This is a genomic window from Photobacterium carnosum, assembly GCF_002849605.1.
GTDB classification, from domain to species: domain Bacteria; phylum Pseudomonadota; class Gammaproteobacteria; order Enterobacterales; family Vibrionaceae; genus Photobacterium; species Photobacterium carnosum.
The window spans coordinates 98762-114286 of record NZ_NPIB01000004.1; the positions used below are offsets into that span (position 1 = coordinate 98762).

16 protein-coding genes are annotated in these 15525 nt (G+C 37.6%); 11 read left to right on the forward strand and 5 right to left on the reverse strand.

Annotation, left to right across the window (positions count from 1 at the left end; translation table 11 throughout):
- Positions 1-3: 3 nt before the first annotated feature.
- Complete coding sequence (locus tag CIK00_RS05555) at positions 4-909, reverse strand: LysR family transcriptional regulator (RefSeq protein ID WP_101767927.1); 906 nt, start codon at positions 907-909, stop codon at positions 4-6.
- A 173-nt stretch (positions 910-1082) separates the two neighbouring features.
- On the opposite strand from CIK00_RS05555, the gene CIK00_RS05560 reads away from it, so the two are divergent.
- The gene (locus tag CIK00_RS05560; protein ID WP_101767928.1) at positions 1083-2339 is read left to right on the forward strand and encodes an adenylosuccinate synthase; all 1257 of its coding nucleotides are present in this window, start codon (positions 1083-1085) and stop codon (positions 2337-2339) included.
- 206 nt (positions 2340-2545) lie between these two features.
- On the opposite strand, the gene CIK00_RS05565 is transcribed toward CIK00_RS05560, so the two are convergent.
- A complete protein-coding gene (locus tag CIK00_RS05565; RefSeq protein WP_101767929.1) occupies positions 2546-2944 on the reverse strand; it encodes a thiol-disulfide oxidoreductase DCC family protein in 399 nt (132 codons plus the stop codon).
- A gap of 169 nt (positions 2945-3113) precedes the next feature.
- On the opposite strand from CIK00_RS05565, the gene trmY reads away from it, so the two are divergent.
- From trmY to CIK00_RS05590, 5 genes are all read left to right on the forward strand, one after another.
- Positions 3114-3710 carry a tRNA (pseudouridine(54)-N(1))-methyltransferase TrmY gene (trmY, locus tag CIK00_RS05570; protein WP_101767930.1) on the forward strand — a complete coding sequence of 199 codons (597 nt, stop codon included), beginning with the start codon at positions 3114-3116 and terminating at the stop codon, positions 3708-3710.
- A gap of 383 nt (positions 3711-4093) precedes the next feature.
- Positions 4094-5554: a peptide MFS transporter gene (locus CIK00_RS05575; protein WP_101767931.1), complete on the forward strand. Its 1461-nt coding sequence runs from the start codon at positions 4094-4096 to the stop codon at positions 5552-5554.
- 92 nt (positions 5555-5646) lie between these two features.
- The gene (locus CIK00_RS05580; RefSeq protein WP_101767932.1) at positions 5647-6966 is read left to right on the forward strand and encodes an ABC1 kinase family protein; all 1320 of its coding nucleotides are present in this window, start codon (positions 5647-5649) and stop codon (positions 6964-6966) included.
- Positions 6967-7119: 153 nt separating this feature from the next.
- On the forward strand, positions 7120-8109 hold the full coding sequence (locus tag CIK00_RS05585) for a patatin-like phospholipase family protein (protein WP_101767933.1): 990 nt from the start codon (positions 7120-7122) through the stop codon (positions 8107-8109).
- 71 nt (positions 8110-8180) lie between these two features.
- Positions 8181-9158, forward strand: coding sequence for an alpha/beta fold hydrolase (locus CIK00_RS05590; RefSeq protein WP_232575300.1), 978 nt, complete (start codon positions 8181-8183; stop codon positions 9156-9158).
- 115 nt (positions 9159-9273) lie between these two features.
- Here the strand turns inward: CIK00_RS05590 and CIK00_RS05595 are convergent, their stop codons facing one another.
- Both CIK00_RS05595 and CIK00_RS05600 read right to left on the reverse strand, forming a co-directional pair.
- Positions 9274-10125 (reverse strand): hypothetical protein, encoded by an 852-nt coding sequence (locus CIK00_RS05595; protein WP_101767935.1) that lies wholly within the window; start codon positions 10123-10125, stop codon positions 9274-9276.
- A 262-nt stretch (positions 10126-10387) separates the two neighbouring features.
- The gene (locus CIK00_RS05600) at positions 10388-11326 is read right to left on the reverse strand and encodes a Dyp-type peroxidase (protein ID WP_101767936.1); all 939 of its coding nucleotides are present in this window, start codon (positions 11324-11326) and stop codon (positions 10388-10390) included.
- Between the two features lie 472 nt (positions 11327-11798).
- Between CIK00_RS05600 and CIK00_RS05605 the strand changes: the two genes are divergently transcribed.
- The 5 genes from CIK00_RS05605 (at position 11799) to CIK00_RS05625 (ending at position 15135) form a co-directional block, all read left to right on the forward strand.
- Complete coding sequence (locus CIK00_RS05605; protein WP_036791113.1) at positions 11799-11996, forward strand: hypothetical protein; 198 nt, start codon at positions 11799-11801, stop codon at positions 11994-11996.
- 447 nt (positions 11997-12443) lie between these two features.
- Positions 12444-13067: a restriction endonuclease gene (locus tag CIK00_RS05610; RefSeq protein WP_232583335.1), complete on the forward strand. Its 624-nt coding sequence runs from the start codon at positions 12444-12446 to the stop codon at positions 13065-13067.
- Positions 13068-13580: 513 nt separating this feature from the next.
- Positions 13581-13892, forward strand: a complete 312-nt coding sequence (locus CIK00_RS05615; RefSeq protein ID WP_045039475.1) for a type II toxin-antitoxin system HigB family toxin — start codon at positions 13581-13583, stop codon at positions 13890-13892.
- Positions 13889-14317 carry a helix-turn-helix domain-containing protein gene (locus tag CIK00_RS05620; RefSeq protein WP_101767937.1) on the forward strand — a complete coding sequence of 143 codons (429 nt, stop codon included), beginning with the start codon at positions 13889-13891 and terminating at the stop codon, positions 14315-14317. The genes CIK00_RS05615 and CIK00_RS05620 overlap by 4 nt, the downstream gene beginning before the upstream one ends.
- A 401-nt stretch (positions 14318-14718) precedes the next feature.
- On the forward strand, positions 14719-15135 hold the full coding sequence (locus tag CIK00_RS05625; RefSeq protein WP_101767938.1) for a GFA family protein: 417 nt from the start codon (positions 14719-14721) through the stop codon (positions 15133-15135).
- A 29-nt stretch (positions 15136-15164) separates the two neighbouring features.
- Here the strand turns inward: CIK00_RS05625 and CIK00_RS05630 are convergent, their stop codons facing one another.
- On the reverse strand, positions 15165-15503 hold the full coding sequence (locus tag CIK00_RS05630; RefSeq protein ID WP_101768016.1) for a cytosolic protein: 339 nt from the start codon (positions 15501-15503) through the stop codon (positions 15165-15167).
- Between the last annotated feature and the right edge of the window lie 22 nt (positions 15504-15525).

Genomic DNA, 15525 nt, shown 5'->3' on the forward strand with positions numbered 1-15525 from the left:
TAATTATTGTGACCGTTGAATTTCATCATCTACCCAGCGTAATAACTGCTTGATTGCGCGTGATAAGACTTGATTCTGACGCACTATATAGCCAAGACTCGTGGTCGGGAAATGTGGTAACGGTGTAATGGTTGTTTGTAGATGTAATTTCGAATGCAATGAAAAACTAGGAACAATAGCTACCCCAAATCCCGCTTCTGCCCAATCAATTTGAGCATCAACACTACTGACTTCCATCACATGATACTTAGCGAGTTGTAAGCTGGGTAATGCTAAATCAATTAATTCGCGAGTACGGGTATCGTGACCCAATAAAATTAATGTTGGTTCATCTGCGGCAAGAGCCGACTGTTCAATTATCGCTTCTGGATCTTGTGATAATTGTTGCCAACGTTTTAAGCCATTACCTAACGCACACCATTTAACTTGGCGTAATTCCATAAAATGTAATGGTTGGCTTTCTTTCTGGGCAATCACAAATCCCAAATCAGCTTTGGCACTTTTTACGAGCTCTGTTGCTTGTGACGAGGTGGTATTAAAAAGAGATAAATCGATACCCGGATATTCTTTTTTAAACGCCTGAAATGGACTGATAAGTAACAATCGCGAGATAATATCACTGGCAGCAATTGTCAGTGTACCTTGGTTGAGTTCGTTAATCGCATTCAGATCAGCTTGGCAAATTTGTAATTCCATTAAGGTGTTTTCAGCGCTTTTCAGTAACCGCTCACCCGCTTGTGTTAAGCGAAATGGATTTCTTTCAATTAATTTTACTCGTGTTGTTTGTTCTAATTGTTTTATATGAAGGCTGACATTAGGTTGAGTCATATGAAGCGAAATAGCTGTCTTTCCAAAATGTTGATGTTTAGAAAGTGCAACGAATGTATTGAGCCAATGCAAATCTATCATTTTTACCTTCTATTTGGTTTCGATGTTATTACTGTTTGCAATATTATCTGAATAAAGACAATGGATAATGTACGCCATATAAGAGATTCTTATCAAGTTAATAACGATTATTAATTATTTTTATTGAGCTATTGAGCATAGGATAGCTACATCGCTTTTAAGGAGAGTTAATTATGTCGTCTATTGTTGTTGTTGGTGCTAACTGGGGTGATGAAGGTAAAGGTCGTATTGTTGATTTCTTAGCAGACCAAGCTTCAGCTAGTATTCGTTTTCAAGGTGGTAATAACGCAGGTCATACTGTTGTTAATGATTTTGGTACTTTTAAACTACACCAATTACCAAGCGGCGTATTTAACCCAGATTGTATTGCTGTTTTAGGCCCTGGTATGGTTATCAGCCCAGAGAAATTAAGCCTAGAAATTGAAGAAGTTGCAGCCGCTGGTGTTGATGTGAAACTTTGCATCTCTGATCGTGCAACACTATGTCTACCATTACACGCACTAGAAGATACGCTAGAAGAAGAACGTCTCGGCGCTGGTGCTTACGGTTCAACTCGTCAAGGTATCGCACCTGCATATGGCGACCGTGTAATGAAGAAGGGTATTCTTATTGGTTGGTTAAATCAGCCTGCAGTACTTCTTGAGCGTATTCAATTCATGATGGATTGGAAACTGCCACAGCTTAAAGCGTTATATCCTTCAATGGAATTTACGCAAACTGCTGAAGAAATGACAGAGTGGCTTCTTGAAGTGTCTCAACCTTGGCGTGACAGTATTTGTAACGTTACTGAGCCACTAAAAGCACTACAAAAAGAAGACAAAACATTATTGTTTGAAGCACAGTTAGGCGCTGGCCGTGACTTAGTTTATGGGGAATACCCATGGACAACATCATCTAACGTAACTGCAGCTTATGCAGGTATCGGTAGTGGTTTACCAGCACTTCACCCTGAACGCGTTATTGCTGTTGCTAAATCATTCAGCTCTTCAGTAGGTACAGGTACGTTGATCACCGCAATGGAAGATCAAGACCAATTCCGTGAAGATGCTAAAGAATTCGGCGCAACAACAGGTCGTCCACGTGATATGGGTTACTTTGATGCAGTTGCAACACGTAATGGTGTTGAACTACAAGCAGCAACAGAAATCGCATTAACTAAGATTGACTGCCTAAGTGGTATGAAAGATCTTAAGATCTGTGTTGCTTACAACGGTGACCACACTGAAAACCCAATTTGGCCTCAAACTGCATCTCTAACAGCAGTCTATGAGCAAATGATGGGTTGGAATGAAGACATTACGGGTTGCCGTAAGTTTGAAGAACTACCAGAAGGTGCACAACAGTACGTACTTCGCATTGAAGAACTAATGGGTGTGCCAGTTAAAATGGTATCAGTAGGTCCTGAGCGCGAACAAATGATCCTACGTTAATCGTAGCGTAATCAGACATTATAACGGGCGAGTTACTTAGTAACTCGCCCGTTTTTTTATCTGTTTATTTATACGTAATTTAAGGGCAGGAAATGGATATAATCTGTGTACTTATCATGATAATGGCACACCCTTGACTCTCGATATGAGTTGCTGCTTGTCACGATGGCTCAAGTAAGCTTCTTTGTCAGTTTAGTGGATTATTACTAATTGATTTTGCAATTTTTACAGCGTGATTTTCCCGTAAATAAATAGGAAATTTTGTAGCGATTACGGGCGAAAAATAAATAACATTTATCGGCAAAAAAACTAATGATAGGCCAGCGCAGTAATGCTAGCCATTTTTTCTTTCCTATTGATTTCCAAGCAAGGCAAGTGACATCAAGTCCAAGTAATAATTGGGGTGATTGTTGAGGATCAGGGAAATATAAACCATGTAATATTGTTGAGGCGTCAGTAATCTTTATATAAGGGAAACGTTGATTAAAATCAGGTGCAAGAATATCCTCAAACAAAAGCTGTTGATGATTATTGTGTGTTTGTAGTTGACGCATTTCAGTAACACAGAGTGGACAACTGCTGTCATAGAATAAGATTAATTTCATAAGATCCTCCTGATACCTATTAATAATAGCGACTAATTAGCATTCTTTGGCTAATTTTATTATTTAAGGTTACATCGACTGTAAAACCTAGGATAATAGTGATTATCTATCGTTAATTTTCGGTTGTGAATGATTAACGAGAAAATTTTAAACTTCTAGGATATTGATTATGCGCGCTTTCGTATTACGAGCCCGTTCTGCTCCAACAGACAGTAAGATGTTATTAGCTTCAGTTGGACAAGATGCTCACACTGAGATTTTGGCTCACGTTTTAATGAATGCTATTTTTGTAGCGCAATCACATCGTGAAGATATTATGGTGCATTTAGTTCTTGAAAGTACTCAAGACTTCTCTCGCACTATTAGCTTTAATTCTAATGATATTACTAATTTATCAGGTTTCCATGAGCAAGCTTGGCTTGATAAAATTGCGCATGCTCTAGATAAGTCATTAGGTATGGCGAAAGAACAACAACGTAATGTTGAACCGGGTATTGTTGTTCGTACCATTAGTTTTGAAAAATTAGTGAGCGAGCTGGCAGAAGATTACCAATTATATATGCTCGATAAAAAAGGTGACTTTATTCGAGATATCGAGCTAGCTGCAAATCCTTGTTTTTTACTGACAGATCATATGCCGATGCCGAAAAAAAGCTTTAATAGCTTAAAGCGTTTAGGTGCGGAAAAAATCAGTTTAGGGCCGAAGATGTTATTTGCATCGCAATGTATTGTATTAATACATAATGAATTGGATTTAACGCTATAATTTTTATTGTTATTAGTTGTTAATAAATAAAAGCCGTTAAGTGGTTGTTGATGTTTCAACCGATCATTTAACGTTTTTTTTATTGTGACAAAAATGAATTAATATGCATATATTGGGTTTTAAGTGATTTTTTATGTGATGTTGGTTGCAAAAGTGTAACTGTAAGTAGATAATGTTGATAAATGGCATATAATCGTTTGCCATTTTTTATATACGATAATATCCATTTTATTTATATGAAAATTAAGATACTAAATATGGAGTAAGATTAAGCTTGAGCTTGAGCTTGTTCAGTGTATTTTCAGTATTAAATACCAACGGTATTTCAAATCAAATAACAATTATTACCGTTAGCCTATATGGCCCCTTTATTAGGAAACAATATGCAATTATCCTCTCAGCCTAAAGGGCTTTTTCACCTCATTGCGATACAGATGTGGGAATTCTTTAGTTATTACGGCATGCGGTCGTTATTAATCCTCTTTTTAACTCAAAAACTTTTAATGTCTGATGACCATGCGTATGCCCTTTATGGTGCTTATACGTCATTAGTTTATGTTACCCCTATCCTCGGTGGCTACCTAGCTGACCGTTATTTGGGTAATTATTGGTCAGTGATTATTGGTGGTTCATTAATGGTTGCTGGGCACGCTGTGCTGAGTATTCCAAGTCATGATAATACGGTACTTTATGCAGCATTAGCATTGATTATTTGTGGTTATGGTTTTTTTAAAACTAACTCAAGTTGTTTATTGGGTGAGTTATATAAAGACCATGAAGAGGCACGTGAATCTGGATTTTCTATTTCTTATATTGGCGGTAATGTTGGCTCAGCATTAGCACCGATATTCTGTGGTTACGCGGCGAGTCGTTGGGGCTGGAACGTCGGTTTTGCACTTGCTGGTATCGGTATGCTTATTGGTTTGATTATCTTTAGTACTGGGCGTAAACACTTCGCACATGTACAAAAAGCTAACCTACCAGCATTACGTAAAAAGACCGCAGGTTTTAGCCATTGGCAATTGATTATTCTTGGCGTCATTGTTTGTGCTACGGGTTTAGTCTTCGTCTTACAAGATTTACTTGCAGGTTATATTCTTGCTGTTGTTTTGGTTTTCTCTGCATTACAGATGTTCCGTTTATACCGTAAGAGTAGTACAGAAGATCGTAAGAAATTAAATGCAATTATTTACTTTATGTTGTTTGGTATGGTGTTCTGGGCATTTGATCAGCAAGGTGGTAGTTCTATCAGTTTGTTCATTGAGCGTAATATTGATACCGATATCTTTGGCTATCATATTCCAACAGCATTTTTCCAATCAGTGAACCCTGTTGCGGTTATTGTGGGTGGTATTGCTGTTGCATGGTTGTGGAAAGTATTAGCTGCTCGTCAAATTTCAGTACGGACTTTGACTAAGCTTAATCTGGGTTTATTCCTGCTTACTGCTGGGTTTAGTTTGATTGCTTTATCGTCTAAATTAGCAATGGCTAGCGGTCACACAACATTTCTATGGTTATTTATTGGTTTGTTCTTAATTGGTATTGCCGAGCTATTTATTGACCCTGTAGCGTTATCCGCGATTACACGTATGAACCCTCAAGGTGCAACGGGTACAGTAGCGGGTATTTATATGCTAATGGGTGGCTCAGTGGCTAACTACTTAGCCGCTAATATTGCAGAGTTAACATCAACCGGTACGCAAGCAACGAATGCGGCTGATTTGATTGCATCTGCTGCTCAGTATCACCATGTGTTCCAATCAATATTTATTGTAACCGTGGTCGTCTTTATCTTGGGTTTATTAGTGAATTTCAAAACGCGTAACGAACCTGAATACGATTAATTTCTATTCTTAGAAAAGGTCGGTAATGGGGGCTATTTTTAGCCACCATTACCGACCTTTTTTTTGGGTTATTTATAGCAAAGGGTCATTAAATGAATGATAAAAAGCAATATGCGAAAGTGCCCAGTAGTCGCTTATCCCGTTTAGCTAAATTAGGATCATTAGCGACGAAGGTTGCTTCGAGTATTGTTGCTGAAGGGGCAAAGCAATTAGCTGCGGGGCATCGACCTAAAATGAGTGAATTAATTTTAACCCCAACAAACGTTAAACGCGTGGCAGATCAATTAGCGGATTTACGCGGCGCAGCAATGAAGGTCGGGCAATTATTATCAATGGATGGTGGTGATCTCTTGCCGCCACAATTAACTGAATTATTGTCTCGCTTACAAGCAAATGCCAAACCAATGCCGATTAGTCAACTTAACCATTCGCTTGAACAGCAATGGGGCTGTGATTGGCAACAGCAATTTAGTCAGTTTTCCTTTTATCCCATCGCTGCGGCATCGATTGGGCAAGTGCATAAAGCGACAACGCAAGACGGACGTCTATTGGCGCTAAAAATTCAATATCCAGGGATCAATAAAAGCATTGATAGTGACGTCAATAATGTTGCTATGTTATTAAATATTAGTGGTTTAGTTCCAAAACAGATAGATATATCTGAATTATTAAATGAAGAAAAAAAGCAACTTCATGCAGAAGCAGATTATTTACTTGAAGCACAATATGTAAAGCAATATCGTCAATTATTAGCTTCTGATACTCGTTATGTCTTACCGAATATTGCCGATGATTTGACTACAGAACATATTCTCGCAATGACATTTGTTGGTGGTATTGATGTTGATAAATTAGTCGATCAACCTCAAACAGTTCGTGATCATGTTATTGAGCTCGCTTTTAGTTTAATGTTTCGAGAAGTGTTTGAATTTAGATTAGTACAGACAGATCCTAATTTTGCTAACTATCGTTATGACATTGAGACTCAACAATTAGTGCTACTTGATTTTGGTGCGACACGGGTATATTCCGAAGTGATAGCGGAAGGTTATCGTCAGTTAATGACAGGGGCTGTGATTGATGATCAACCGCAAATGTTAGCCGCATTGAAGCAGATTGGTTTTTTCTCTCAGCCGATAGAACCTCAAGCACAGCAAGCGTTATTAGCATTGTGTTTACAAGCTTGTGAGCCTTTAAGATATCAAGGTAAGTATGACTTTGGACAATCAAATATGATGCGCCGAATCCGTGATGTAGGCAGTCAATTAAGCATGAAACAAGGTTATTGGCATACACCGCCTGCTGATGCTGTTTTTTTACATCGTAAATTAGGCGGGCTTTATTTGTTAGCGGCAAAATTAAAAGCACGTGTAGACATCCATAAAATATTTTTATCTCATATAATTGAATAATTATATAGATCCATGTGTTTATGATGAGTCAAGCGACTCATATTTAGAATATCAGTTATTATTTTGAGTAATTTATACTTTCCTCAACAGTGACTATACTCATCGTTCCTTGTTCATTTGTATGACAAATGCCCACAAAAAAGTAAAAATGTTATGACCGGTAAACACATCTCTTATGCAGTACAAAATATTGAAGGATTTTCCTTTGATGCAACTGATATATCTAAAATAGCCTTAGTCACCGAGGGGGGTGGTCAACGAGGTATTTTTACGGCTGGTGTATTAGATGCTTTTTTAGAAGCTGATTTTAATCCATTTTCGTTGATGGTGGGCACATCAGCTGGATCACTTAATTTAGCGTCATATATTTGTGGTCAAGATAAACACGCCTATAAAGTAATTACACAAGCAACGACAGATCATCATTTTTTTGATGTTTATCGATTTATTTTTGGTCGAGAAGGGTTAGATCTTGATTGGTTGATGAAACAAACGTGCACCAGTCTGGAGCTTGATTGGCAGCAAGGGCGTGAAAATATGCGCTCACGTACAGTGCTTGCTTCAGCAAGTGGTATTACGAACCATCAAGCCGCATATTTTAACTTAAACAGTGATAACTGGTCGTTGGCATTAAAAGCCTCATGTGCAGTGCCTGTTTTAAATAAACAACCGATATTTTCTCAAAATGAATTTTGGGTTGATGGTGGTTTATGTGCGCCTATTCCAGTGCAAGAAGCTTATGAACGTGGCTATCGTCATATTGTTGTAATACGAACCGTACCAATAGATACGTCATTTGATCATTGTTGGATGACCAATATCAGTCGAGCTTTAGGCCATTCTAAAGCGGCAGGTATGATTGAAATGTTATTAGAGCACGAAGATAATTACCGTAAAACCCAAGCGTTCTTAAGTAATCCGCCTGATGATGTTACGATCTTTGAAATTTATCCGCAAAAACCGTTGAGTTCAAAAATGATTGGCAGTGATTTGGCGGCGCTTGATCAGGATTATCATTTGGGCTATCAATCAGGTAAATATTTTCTAAATACTGTTGGTCGGCATATTAAGATTAAAAATACGCCTTATAAAACGAATTATAAGCATGATACCGAGAATGTTAATTTAATGAAATATGCTTAATGTTAACATTCAAATGATGTCAGCATAAAAGAGATATATTTGAGGCGTTTTTACTAAGAAGTTGCGAATAAATGAACCAGAATAATGTTGAGTTTTCAACCAAGGAGTCGGTGTTTAAACAGTTAATGGAAAATGATGTTCACAGTATGTGGTTACAGCGTAAGCAAAATGCATTTAGTGGTAAAGATGGGGTGCAGATTCAATGGATCAGTGTCACTAATCCTATAAATACTCGCTGTATTGTCATTGTGAATGGTCGGAATGAAAGTTTTTGGAAGTACCAAGAAATTTTCTTTGAATTTTCTCGACAGGGTTATGACGTTTATGCATACGATCATCGAGGCCAAGGTGCTTCTGGTCGGTTAACAAAAGATCCTGAGCTCGGTCACGTGCATAATTTTGATGATTATGTTGATGACTTACATACATTTATTACTAAAATTGTTGATAAAGGAAAAAGTTATCAGCATCGTTTTTTATTGGCTCACTCAATGGGTGGGGCAATCAGCACGCTTTACTTAGAAAAATATAATAGCCAATTTGATGCGGTCGTCTTAAATGCACCGATGTTTGGTATTCATATGCCAGTGCCTTTAAAATTAATTGCATCATCGATTGCAAAGCTCATGGAGCACTATCAACATGAGCCGTCATATGTGTTAGGACAAAAGCGCTATCATGAAGAGCCATTTGAAAATAACACAGTATGCCAAAGTAAATTACGTTATGTTTGGGCAAAGCATTTATATCAAATTCATCCTGAATTGCGTATCGGTGGCCCAAGTCCCCGTTGGTTATGGCAAGCCATTGAAGCTGCAAATCATTGTATTCGTGATGTTGAAAAAATAAAGATCCCAGTACTCATCTTACAGGCAGGCAGTGACACTATTGTTGATAATAATAGCCATCATCGATTTTGTGGTCAGAGTAAACATTGTCATATGAAAATCATAGGCAATGCACGGCATGAAATGTTAATGGAAAAAGATGTTATTCGAAATCAAGCACTGTGTGAGACTCTGGCCTTCTTTAATCAATTTATAGTGTAAATTGATTAAAAACATATACAGATATTACAGTTAAAATAGCGGCGGTATTTAATGAAAATACCGCCGCTATTTTTATGTGAGCTAAATTTATTTGTTGGTATACAAACTAACGTTGTTATTGGCAGATAAACCAAGATTTAGCGTCAGCTTCTATAATGGCTTTTTTATGCCATGGTAATGGTGTTGAAATAGGTGCAATACGAACGTCACCTTTGATTTTACGTGTAGCAAGCACACGGACACGACCCTCTTTTACGCTTTCAATGGTGCCCTTGTACGTGGCCCCGTAAGCGTCGTCTTTTGACTTTTTATACATACAGACAGTTTCACCCACATGAGTCGCAATAAAGGTTGTTTCTTCCGTCCATGCTTCTTCTGCTGGTGGTAGTGTCGCATCATCAAGTTGACCAATCGCTTTGGTCGTCATTAATGTGCGATGTACTGAATAGGGTTGATAACCTAATAACTCAGCGCCATCTACCCATGCAGAGTGTGGAATGTCACGGTTTTCAATAATACGCATGGTAACGAAAGGGCCACCAGAACAAATATCAGCCCATAGATCAATAGAAGAAATGCGTGCAGCAAAGAGGGGCGTTTCTTGATCGGTATTGGCATGTTGAACACACCACGTGCCTGTCTCTAAATTAACCAGTGAACCTTTATTTACACTACAGGTTTTGGCGGCTAATTGGTTAAATTGTGCGATATCTTGTTGTGCTTGTTGATCGCTATTAGTGCAATAACGGTAGCTATAAGCAAAGGTTTCTTTTGGATAAAACATCCCTTTATCAACAACAACACCATTGCTACGCGTGCTATCGGCTGCGATGAATTTGTTGGCTGCTGTTTTAAAACTGAAATCAGGTGCTGGTTTTGGTGGCGATGGTGGTGGTGTTGAACTACAACCCGCAACAACAGCAATAACTGCGGCGAGTGATACGCGAGAAAACAGGGTGTTGTACATTCTTGCCCCCAGAGAAAATGTTTTTTCATCGACGTGATAAAAAAATCGCTAATAATAAATAAGTCTATAGGGGACAACAGAAATTGTTAGGAAGCAAGCCATTATTCTGTAAATTAAAATGAGTATTAATAGATTCAATGAGTTAGTGATAACAAAGATTGACTTATATTTGCTTATTATAGTATTTATTTGGTGTATAACGTAATCAGCCCATTAGCGATAAACGATAATGGGCTGAAAAATAACTGATTATTAAATGAGATTAATCAGCAAAAGTATTTAGCAATGTTTGTGAAACGATAAAGTAGTTAGTACCTGTTTTCGCTTCAACAAAATCAAGTAAACGGTCGTAATGGCCATCACTATCAGCAAAGACCATTTGTTGTAATGATGTGCTCATAATAACAGGAGATGCAGTTAAACCGATGAACATGGTGCCATGTTCCATCGCATTACCAAACGGACGGTTTTGACGCAGCATTTTGATCTCTGTGTCATCAATGATCACTTTACTTTTATTGTTGTGCGCCCATACAGGCTTCACATCATCATCAAGTTCAATATCATCTAGTTTAGTACGACCGATAACTTGTTCTTGGTATTCAGTTGACTGTTTGTCCCATAAACCTTGACGGTCAATATAACGTTGAACTGTTAAGTAGCTACCACCTTGGTGAATTTCAAGATCATCAACCACTAATACAGCATTTAAACGGGCGGTGTTTTTAGGGTTTTCAGTACCATCAACAAAATCAATCATGTCGCGACTATCAAGGTATTTAAAGCCTTGAATATCTTCAATTAATGTTGCTACTTTAGCAAATGCTTGTGCAAGATATTTAGCGGCTTGATAGTTTAAATCCATACGTTCAGATTTAATCATGATAAATACATCACCAGGGGTGCTAGGGAATTGGCGTTCGCCATCAACCATCGCTTTAAAATCTTGTAATAAGGCTGGTGCAGGAGTTGTAGGGAAAGCAGTAGACCAGCCGTGTTGAGAAACACCTAGTGTGAAACTAAGGTCTGCGGCTGAATCTTTTTGACCAATGGATTTTTCAATGATCTGAATTTTAGCGAAAGCATCACTAACGGCTTCGGCATCAATATCTGTTTTAAAAACAAAAGTAAGATATTCAGCAAACGTATTTGGATTTGATAAAGCGCCTGGTTGGGCACGTTCAGATGACATTGCATTCATAATAGTAGACCTTAATTAAAGCTATCTTGTTACGGTACGCTTTTTAGATAGCGGGCTATAGGTAAATTTTTGTAATGTAAAGTTTCACATTTTAGACTGTAAAATGATACCTAATCTGTTGTTAATAGTGAAACAACGAAGTGCATTAACTGTTTATATCGTTAATAATTTTTACTTCTAATGGTATTAACGTGACGTTATGAACTTAGTCGAGTTTTTTAGGTATAAAAGCGAATAAACACATGGGGCAAAAAGGCGACATAACGGAATAAATATTTGCGATTAAGCATGCGTTTTTTGTAAGGCGTGAACGATCAAAGCTACGCAATAAATAGATCTATTACTAGTCTTTTTTAGTTATTTTATTACGAATATGGCCTTGTTCACAAAGTTGTTGTTATGTGCTTTTTTCAATTAAAAACCTTTGATACTAAATACTGCATGTCGACACAGGTTTCTTTAGGAGGGTATTGTGTCTATTAACTCTATCGATTATTCAGAAATTTCTTCCGTCTCATCTAAGTGGGAACACAAAGACGATTCGGCAACCAACATCGCAGATAGCAAGAAGCAGCAAGGTGCTGCACGACGACGCATTGAGATGCTACGCGATATTCAAGCCAGTGGCTTAACCTTAGCCGAAGCCAGAGAGTTGGGTTTATTGCATTAAGAATGGGATGAATTAGCGCATTAGCCAACGAGGCGAGGTGCATGTGTCAGTTATTCGTTAACCGCATTACAACGTTCCAAATCGTGAACGTACAGCAATGTCAGAGGCAAGGTAAGGCAACTTACATTATTAACGCGAGGTATAAGCAAACTGTTATAGCTCGCACTCTGAACTCTTCCTAGGGATACTCATCGTAGTGTCCCTTTTTTGTTTAAATACCCCCCAAATAACAACCGTCATTCCCTACAGTGAATGCCTGCGAGGGCGATAGGGAATCTACTCACAGGGTGTTGAATTTTTCAAGTAAAGATGTGGCTGTCCTTTATTCTGGAAAAACTGGGAACTAAATGGTAAGTGCCCTATTTTGTAATTACTATCAGGATTTATAAGTAAAAATGCATCTGATTTATAACGTTTTTTATATTATTAAAAGATAAATACGGGCGCATGTTCAAAGAACAAATTCGGGCAAGTTGTTATATTCTCAGGCTAACTTTTGTATTAGATAAGGACATTCAATTGAAGAAAAGATTACCGCCTTGGTTTGAATCGGAATTAGATATTTCACCAATTCAGTTTGAAAAACAGGTAACTGCATGGCTTTCAAGTTTAACTCATAAGTTAAAAGACATTACCGTTGAGCATGATAAAAAAATAAAGTCTCATGATGGAGAATATCAAATTGATATCTATTGTCAGTTTGAAATGTTCGGTGGTGATTTTAAGGTCTTAGTTGAATGTAAACGCCACAAAAATCCTATTAAACGGGATGTGGTTCAGCTTCTTCATGGGAAACTTGAGTCAATAGGTGCTCATAAGGGATTTATCGTCGCAACAACTGGTTTTCAAAAAGGAGCTATTCAATATGCAACACAACACGGTATTGCTTTAGTACGTATTATTGATGGTGAAGCAATATATGAAACTAAGTCTACTGAAGATACGCCTGTTCCTATTGATTTACCTCAGTTTGCTGGCGAGATTTTTTCGTATTCAGATGCTGATTGCTATAATACAAAATTACTCACTGAGGAGTATATATCTTCACTCGATGAGGAAATGAGAATATAACAGATAAGGATATGTGTCGCGCAGCCGACACCTATCCGAAGTGTTGGACAAGCCTGAGCAACCTTATATAAGTAAATATTGCGAATGTCATGAAAAAAAATATAGGACACCCATAAATTTCCCTTTAGAAAACAGATAAGAATTAACGTTATTGTCAGGGCTGATTATTGCCATTCCTACAGTGAATGCTCGGGAGGGCGATAGGGAATCTACTCACAGCGCGTTGAATTTTTAAAATAAAGATATGGCTGTCCTTTATTCGCTGCACAGTAATAGCTATTAGTAGAAAAACCGGGAACTAAATGGTAAGTGCCCTATTTTGTAATTACTATCAGGATTTATAAGTAAAAATGCATCTGATTTATAACGTTTTTTATATTATTAAAAGATAAATACGGGCGCATGTTCAAAGAACAAATTCGGGCAAGTTGTTAAACGTTTTTTTGTAAGTTCACAAGTTGTGAACTTGGTTCGTAGGTGCTATATTCACATATAGTGAACTTAGAGGTGTTTATGCACGTAATATCAAGAAAACCTTTTAGTGATGCGGCAAAAAAATACCCGAATGATGCTGCGGCCATTGATGCAATATATAAATCATTAAAAAATAATAACTTTTCAAATCCACTTGAAATGAAAAATGTTTACCCAAGCTTAGATAACTTTAAGTATAAAGATAAATGGTATGTTCTGGATATCGGTGGGAATAATTTACGATTAATGACTTTTATCGAATTTCGAGATAATAGAATGTTTGTTAAGCATATTGTTCCTCACGCAGAATATGACAAATTATGTGCAAAATACGCAAAGGAGTCGAAATGAAAAATTTTAGTCAAGTTAAATCAACAGCATTACAATTATTTTCAATGGCTAGTTTTGTCGGTCATATTTCAACGGAAGAAGAATATGCTGAAGCCTTGGCGTTAATGGAAGATCTTATTGAAGAATATGATATCTACAAACCATTAATTGAGGTTTTGGAAGTCTCTATCGAACGTTGGGAAGATCATGCAGATGAATTTGCAGAGTTTAATGCTCGTATTGAGAACTTAGATGATGGTGTAGCAACACTACGTGTATTAATGGATCAGTATCAACTTAAAGCTGATGACTTAAAAGATGTCATTGGTGGTAAAAGTTTAGTTTCAATGATCCTTAATGGTTCTCGTAAGCTAACGAAAGAGCATATCCAAGCCATTTCATATAAATATAATATCAGCCCTGCATTGTTTTTTAGCTGCGTTTAACTGATAAGGATATGTGTCGTGCAGCCGACACATATCCGAAGTGTTGGACAAGCCCGAGTAGCCTTATATAAGTAAATATTACGCATGTCATGATGAAAAACTAAAACATAGGACACCCATAAATTTCCCTTTAGAAAACAGATAAGAATTAATGTTATTGGCAGGACTGATTATCGTCATTTCCTACAGTGAATGCCCGCGAGGACGATAGGGAATCTACTCACAGAGTGTTGAATTTTTAACATAAATATATGGCTGTCCTATATTTTTGTCTTCGTTATTCTAAATATGTTTTTGAGTAACATCACAAAATAGAACTGTATTTATATACAGTATTTAATGTGTAATTATGATGACTGGATATCTATTCTTCTCTATCCATTAATTGACGGTGTTTTACTATGTCAGATTCAAAAGCAAGCTGCCTTTGCGGTGCGGTAAAAATTGTTGCAGCAGACGCTAATCCTAAGTTTTCAGTGTGTCATTGCCTGTCATGTCGAACGTGGGGTGGTGCGCCATTTTTTGCTGTTCAATGTGGTACTCAAGTAACCTTTGAAGGTGAAGAGAACATTAAAATATATCCATCATCAGTTTGGGCATCGCGTGGTTTTTGTTCTGAATGTGGCACTCATTTGTTCTATAAAATAAAAGCCAGTGGTGAATATAATATGCCTGTAGGTTTGTTCCCTGATTTAAAAGGGCTAACAATGAATATGCAGTATTTCAGCGATGCCCGCCCTAGTTATTATTGTTTTACTAATCAAACCAAAGAAATGACAACCGCTGAAATCATGGCGTATTTTGCCGATAAAATGTAGATGAGGTGGGTGTTTGTGGGGCTAACTTGTTAGTCCATTCGAGTAATAAAGGTTTGCTCGTCATCCACAAAAGCTACAAAGCCACCGTGATAGATAAACACTCGACCACGTCCCTCAACTAGGCAGGCAAGCTGTGGGTCTAAATTTTCTTCGTTATTCTGGCGTTGAAATGTGCCTGTATCGGTGATTATGCCGCTGAGTGTAGGCAAATATCCATAAGTGCGCTTGGCTTGATCAATTAGGTCCAATTCGCTGGCGGTAGAGAAGCAACAGGAGATCGCACCAGCTTCTTCGATAAATAAAGTTTTCATTTCTTCAAAAGCTGTAATCACCAGCCAGTCGATGCCGTTAACGTGATGGATAAACATAGAGTTTCTCGGTAATTCTGAT